Genomic DNA, 6,130 nt, shown 5'->3' on the forward strand with positions numbered 1-6,130 from the left:
GGGCGCGCGGGCACGAGACGGATTTCTTCCAACGCAACGCTTCTGCCGAGATCCACCTGCACCCACTTGGTCACATCAGGCTTCACCGCGTCGCCGCGCACGAACTTGCTGGCACCGTCCATGGAGCCGAAGAAGTCGGCCTCGTCGCCCAGCTCGGCGCGCCGGCGCTTGGCTTCCTTCTCGTCGATCAGGCCCGCGTTCAGGTCGGCATCGACCGCCATCTGCTTGCCCGGCATCGCGTCCAGCGAGAAGCGTGCGCCGACCTCGGCGATACGCTCCGCGCCCTTGGTCACCACGATGAAGTTGATCACCACCAGGATTGCAAACACGATCAGGCCGACGGCGAAGTTGCCGCCGATCAGGAAGTGGCCGAAGGCCTCGATCACCTTGCCGGCAGCGCCGGTGCCGGTGTGGCCTTCCATCAAGACCACGCGGGTCGTCGCGACGTTCAAGGACAGGCGCAGCAAGGTGGTCAACAGCAGCACGGTCGGAAAGGCCGCAAAGTCCAGCGGCTTGATCATGTGCGCGGCCACCATCATCACCATCACCGCCATTGCGATATTGAAGGTGAACATCAAATCCAGCATGAAGGGCGGCAGCGGCAGCACCATCATGGCCAGCACCATGATGACGGCCACCGGCGCGCCCAAGGCATTGAGCACGCCGGCGCGCGGCCCCAGCAAGGTCTGCAATTGAGCGATCAAGGCGTTCATACGGGTTCATCCTCCAGATCGCTGTCCGTGGGGACCGGCTTGTTGTGCGGATCCAGCTCCGGCGGCACCGGCGGATTGGGCATGACGGGCTTGGTGCTGCGGTTCTTGATCGCGGCCTTCAGCTGATACACATAGGCCAGCACCTGGGCCACGGCGGAGAACAACTCGACCGGGATCTCGCGGTCAATCTCGGCATGGGCATAGAGCGCGCGCGCCAGCATCGGCGACTGCAGCACCGGCACCTTGGATTCGGTGGCCAGGTCACGAATCTTCATCGCCAGCAGGTCCGCGCCCTTGGCGACCACGCGCGGCGCGGCCATCTTGGCCTCGTCATACTTCAGCGCCACCGCATAGTGGGTCGGGTTCATCACGATCAGGTCGGCGGTCGGCACGGCGGCCAGCATGCGCCGGCGTGAAGCCTCGCGCATCTTCTGGCGGATCTTGGCCTTGATCTCCTGGTTGCCCTCGGCCTCTTTCATTTCCTGCTTGGCCTCTTCACGCGTCATGCGCATGCGGCGCATATAGAGCTGCTGCTGCAGCGGCACGTCAATGGCGGCGAACAAGGCCAGCGCCACACCGAGCAAGGTCAGCCCGCCCATCAGCTGCTGGCCGGCGTACACCAAGGCAGCGGGCAGCGGCACCGACATGATGGCGACAAAGGTCGTCATGCGGTCGCGCAGCACCATCGCGCCGATCACACCCAGCACCAAGGCCAGGCCGACCGCCTTCAGCGCTTGCCCGACGCCCTGGCCCGAGACCAGGCGACCCAGGCCGGTGAGCGGGTTGAGGTTGGAGAATTTGGGGGTCAGCGGCTTCAGCGTCCAGTTCCAGCCGCCCGAGGCGATATTGCTGGCGATGCCCACCAGCATCAAAAACGCACTGATGGGCAACATCACCATCAGAAAACGCAGCGACAAATCCCACAGGCGCTCGGCCATGAAGTTGGGCTGCGCCAGCATGCGGGCGTCAAAGCGCAGCGCAAAACCCAACATATTTTGCAAGGCTTCGACGATCTTTGGGCCACCCAGCATCAGCACCGCCGCAGCGGCCATCATCATCGCGAAATGAGGCAGATCCCGTGAACGCGGCAGCTGGCCCTCGGCCCGAGATTTTTCAATCTTCTTGGCTGAGGCCGGTAAATTTCTGTCTTGTGCGTCTTGGTCGGCCATGATGGGTCTGGTTGTACGAGCGGGGCTAAGCTCGTGCAGCCATTGTTGGCGGGCCGGCCAAAAACTTAAGGCGAATAAGCTCGGTAAAAGCAGCGGTCATCGACGGAGACAAATCGCCGGACGTAAAAAAACCCGCTGCCTGCGGGTTTTTTGCTTAAGCGTTGCGGGCAATCAAAAGCCCAGGCTCGCCAACAAATCATCAACTTCGCCCTGATCGGCCACGATATCGGTGCGCCCTTCAGGATTGACCACCGGGCCTTGCAAGATATTCGGGTCCACCTTCTCGCGCTGCTCCGGCGGCACGATGGAGACCAGCAATTTGACCAGGCTGTCTTCCAGATCATTCGCCAGCGTCACCACCTTGGCCACCACCTGGCCGGACAGGTCATGAAAGTCCTGCGCCATCATGATGTCGGTCAAATGCCCATCGATGCGCGCGGTGCGGGCCTCGACTTCCTTGACGAAATTCAACACCGCGCCACTGGCCACCGCCTTGACCGGATCGGCCACCAAGGCGGCCGCGATCTCGTTGGTGGCGTTGGTGATGTAGGCGTGATCGACCTTGGCCTCATCGACCGAGTTCAGCACCTTGTTGGCGGCCGCTGCCGTCTTGGTGGCGATATAGCTGAGGCGGCTGCGTGCATCGGGAAGACCATCGGTGGCCACCTGCAGCTTGGGCATCACGCCAAGCTGCTGCATGGTGTCATGCAGGACCCGCGTGATGGTGCCGAACTGCTGGAATACTTCGGGCGAGACCGTCAGCGGATCGGTACCCGCGTCCAATTTGCTCAATGCTTCGATTGACATACTGTGTCTCCCTGGAATCAGGCCGCTGCGGCCAGTTTTTGCATGATCTTCATGACCTTTTCTTCCAGGGTCGCCTTGGTGAAGGGCTTGACGATATAGCCGGCCGCGCCTGACTGCGCCGCCAACACGATGTCTTCCTTGCGGGCTTCGGCGGTCACCATCAACACCGGCAGATGCTTCAAATTGGGATCACCCTTGATCGCATTGAGCAACTCGAAGCCGGTCATATTCGGCATATTGATGTCGCTGACCACGAAGTCATACTTGGCCAACTTCAGCATGCTGAGGGCTTCAACGCCGTCCTCGGCTTCGTCGCAGTTGGTATAACCAATCTCCTTCAACAGGCCGCGCACAATGCGCCGCATCGTTGAGAAGTCATCAACAACCAAAAATTTCATATCTGTGCTCATGGCTTTCCTCGCAGGGCTAGAGAGACTTATCGGGGCTTGGTGGCAGAACTTGAGGGACTTATTTCAGCGGCGGCTGGCACCGCGGCCGGCGCTGAATCTTCTGGCGGTAAATTCTTCAAGACGGCATCTTCGGCATCGCGGTTCATCACGATGATGCTGATACGCCGGTTGATCGGGCTTTCGGGTTGCTTGGGTTCCAGCAGCTTGCTTGCCGCCAGACCCTGCACACGCAGCGTGCGCGCTTCCGGCAAACCACCCAGGATCAATTCCCGGCGCGATGCATTGGCCCGGTCGGCAGACAGCTCCCAGTTGCTATAGCCCCGGTCGCCAGCGGAGAAGGGCTGCGCATCCGTGTGACCTTCAAGAGTTAAACGATTCGGGACTTCGGACAAAACGCCGCCCAGTTCCCGCAGCAACTGCTTCATATAGGGTTTGACGATGGCGCTGCCGCTATCAAACATAGGGCGCCCTTCTTCGTCGGCAATCTGAATGCGCAGGCCCTCCAGCGTCATGTCGAGCTTGATCTGCCCGCCCAGCGCCGTCAGCTGCGGATTGCTGGCGAGGACCTTTTCGACCTTGTCCTTCAATTCCTCCAGCCTTGCGCGTTCGGCCTTGCGCTGCTCTTCTTTCAAAGCGCGCAGATTGAAAGTGCGTTTTTGCGCTTCGACGTCGCCGGATTTAACCTGGCCTGTTTCACGCGACAAGTCCTTGCCGCCGCCCTTGACCACCGACGAGGAATCGCCTGAGCCGGAGCCGCCTTGCATCGCTACCTTGAGGGGCGAGCCGAAAAAATCGGCAATGCCTTTTTTGTCGCCCTCGGTGGTCGACCCGAGCAACCACATCAGCAAGAAGAAGGCCATCATCGCCGTCACGAAGTCGGCATAGGCAATCTTCCAGGCGCCGCCGTGGCTGGGGTGGCCGCCCTTCTTGACCCGCTTGATGATGATGGGCTGGAGTTTTTTGGCGTCACCGGCCATGACTGTTGACCCCCACGTCGCCGACTACGGCTCCTGCCCCCCGAGGGGGCGCCGTCCGCTTTGGGAGCGGCCCGGCAGCGGACTTGGAGCCCCCCTCCAGCGTCTCAAGTACGGGCATAGCCATCACTTCTTGCCCTTCACATGGGCTTCGAGCTCGCCGAAGGAGGGGCGGTCGCCGGAGAAGAGCACTTTGCGGCCAAATTCGATCGCGACTTGCGGGGCGTAACCCTGCATGCTGGCCAGCAAGGTGGTCTTGATGCACTGCAATTCCTTGCCCGCATCCTCGACTTTTTGCTCCAGCAAACCAGCCAGAGGTTCTGCAAAAGCATAGGCCAACAAAATGCCGAGAAAGGTACCCACCAGCGCCGAGCCGATCATGCCGCCCAGCACCGCCGGCGGTTGGCCCACCGAGCCCATGGTGTTGACCACGCCCAGCACCGCCGCCACGATACCGAAGGCCGGCAGACCGCCAGCGATGCGCTGGATCGCGGCTACGGCCGCATGCTCTTCGGCGTGATGGGTATCGATCTCGTTGTCCATCAGAGATTCGATCTCATGCGCATTGAGGTTGCCCGACACCATCATGCGCAGGTAATCGGTGATGAATTCGGTCACATGGTGGTCATTGCCGACGGTCGGATATTTCTGAAACAGCGCCGACGAGTGCGGATCTTCGACATCTTTTTCAATCGACATCAGACCCTCTTTGCGGGCCTTCTGCAAAATGTCGTACATCAGTGCCAGCAGCTCCATATAGCGGGCCTTGCTGAACTTGCTGCCTTTGAAGCAGCGCCCCAAACCGGCCAGCGTCGCCTTCACCACCTTCATCTGATTGTTGGCCAGGAAGGCACCGATGGCCGCACCAAAAATGGTGATCATCTCGAACGGCAACGCCTTCAAGATCACCTGAATATTGCCGCCGTGAAATATGTAGACGCCGAAGATGCAAACCATCGCGACGGCCCAACCGATGAGGACAAACATAGTGCTTTCTATTGATGCTTCCCTGCCCTTATCGGCGGGATAGCCTAAGCCTTGAGTGTGGCAAGTTGCGGGATCAGCGGTCTGCGCATCAAGGCGGGTTTGACCGCTCAATCAGCGCAATTGCACCGGGCGCTGACTATCCGCTTGCTCGTGGGCGGTAGACCCACAGGCTGTGCCCGCGGCTCAGGGTCAAACTGGCCACCGGCGTCTGGCCGGCAACCGGGAAATCCAAGCTGATCAACCAGGCCGAGGCCGGCAGCTCAAGGCAGGCCTTGGCCCAGACTCGCGCCATCGTCTCGGGCCGCTGGAAGACGTAGACCAGCGCATACGGCGCCCAATCCAGAGTCCACATATCGCCGCGATGAATTTTGGCCCATGGGCAGCGCCAAGCAGCCAGGCGCGCCAGCAGGCCGCTCCACTCGATGCCCTCGATACGCGCCGCCGGGTAGGCCAGCCGCAACTCCGTCAGGCCATGGCCGAGGCCGCAGCCGGCGTCCAGCAAGGCGGCATGCGGGGGCAAGGGCGCCAAGTCGCGCAAGGCCATCAGCGCACCTGGGGGCGTCGGGAACCAGGGCGCGTCGCTCCAAGTGCGGCGCGGGTAGGCCAGCGCCAACAGCGCCAGCGGCAGCAACCAGGCCCAGGCTGGCAAGTCGGTCGAACGCAGGGCAAACAACATCGACAAGGGGAAGCCCAGCGCGACGATCAGGCGGCGCCAGCGCGCTTCATGCAGCAATGCCAGGCCGGCGGCCAACAAGCTGGCGGCCACAAACGCCACGCCCTGCCCCAGGCCCAGCGCCGTCAGACCGACCAAGGCGGCCCAGGCAAGGCCCCAAGTCAGCAAAGCGGGCAGCGGCCAACGCAGCAATTGCATGTGTGCGCAGGGTATGGGGTGCGAGCGCGCTTCAGTGCATCTGGATCGCGCCCTGAGCGCGGCCCTTGCCGGCGCGGGCCGGTGGCTTGCACATGCCGCACACATAGTGGCGGGCAATCTCGTGGGGATGGGTCACAAAGTGGCCGCCGCATTCCGAGCATTTGGTCATCGTCAACATGCCGTTGTCGATGAACTTGAC

8 protein-coding genes are annotated in these 6,130 nt (G+C 61.7%); all 8 read right to left on the minus strand.

Annotated elements, in window-relative coordinates; genetic code table 11:
* On the minus strand, positions 1-713 hold a 713-nt coding region (locus RMO57_RS02585), incomplete at its 3' end, for an FHIPEP family type III secretion protein (protein WP_310383924.1).
* A complete protein-coding gene (gene flhB, locus RMO57_RS02590; RefSeq protein WP_310383926.1) occupies positions 710-1,882 on the minus strand; it encodes a flagellar biosynthesis protein FlhB in 1,173 nt (390 codons plus the stop codon). The genes RMO57_RS02585 and flhB, both read right to left, overlap by 4 nt.
* Before the next feature lie 171 nt (positions 1,883-2,053).
* The gene (locus RMO57_RS02595) at positions 2,054-2,689 is read right to left on the minus strand and encodes a protein phosphatase CheZ (protein ID WP_310383928.1); all 636 of its coding nucleotides are present in this window, start codon (positions 2,687-2,689) and stop codon (positions 2,054-2,056) included.
* Positions 2,690-2,706: 17 nt separating this feature from the next.
* Entirely contained in the window at positions 2,707-3,099 is a 393-nt protein-coding gene (gene cheY, locus RMO57_RS02600; RefSeq protein ID WP_310383929.1) for a chemotaxis response regulator CheY, read from the minus strand.
* Positions 3,100-3,125: 26 nt separating this feature from the next.
* The gene (motB, locus tag RMO57_RS02605; protein ID WP_310383931.1) at positions 3,126-4,076 is read right to left on the minus strand and encodes a flagellar motor protein MotB; all 951 of its coding nucleotides are present in this window, start codon (positions 4,074-4,076) and stop codon (positions 3,126-3,128) included.
* 123 nt (positions 4,077-4,199) lie between these two features.
* The gene (motA, locus tag RMO57_RS02610) at positions 4,200-5,060 is read right to left on the minus strand and encodes a flagellar motor stator protein MotA (RefSeq protein WP_310383933.1); all 861 of its coding nucleotides are present in this window, start codon (positions 5,058-5,060) and stop codon (positions 4,200-4,202) included.
* Positions 5,061-5,196: 136 nt separating this feature from the next.
* Complete coding sequence (locus tag RMO57_RS02615; RefSeq protein ID WP_310383935.1) at positions 5,197-5,931, minus strand: class I SAM-dependent methyltransferase; 735 nt, start codon at positions 5,929-5,931, stop codon at positions 5,197-5,199.
* 31 nt (positions 5,932-5,962) lie between these two features.
* Positions 5,963-6,130, minus strand: a 168-nt coding sequence (locus tag RMO57_RS02620) for a FlhC family transcriptional regulator (protein WP_310383937.1), incomplete at its 5' end; no start/stop codon positions are given.

Origin of the sequence: Roseateles sp., from assembly GCF_031397715.1 — a bacterium.
GTDB lineage: Bacteria > Pseudomonadota > Gammaproteobacteria > Burkholderiales > Burkholderiaceae_C > Paucibacter_A.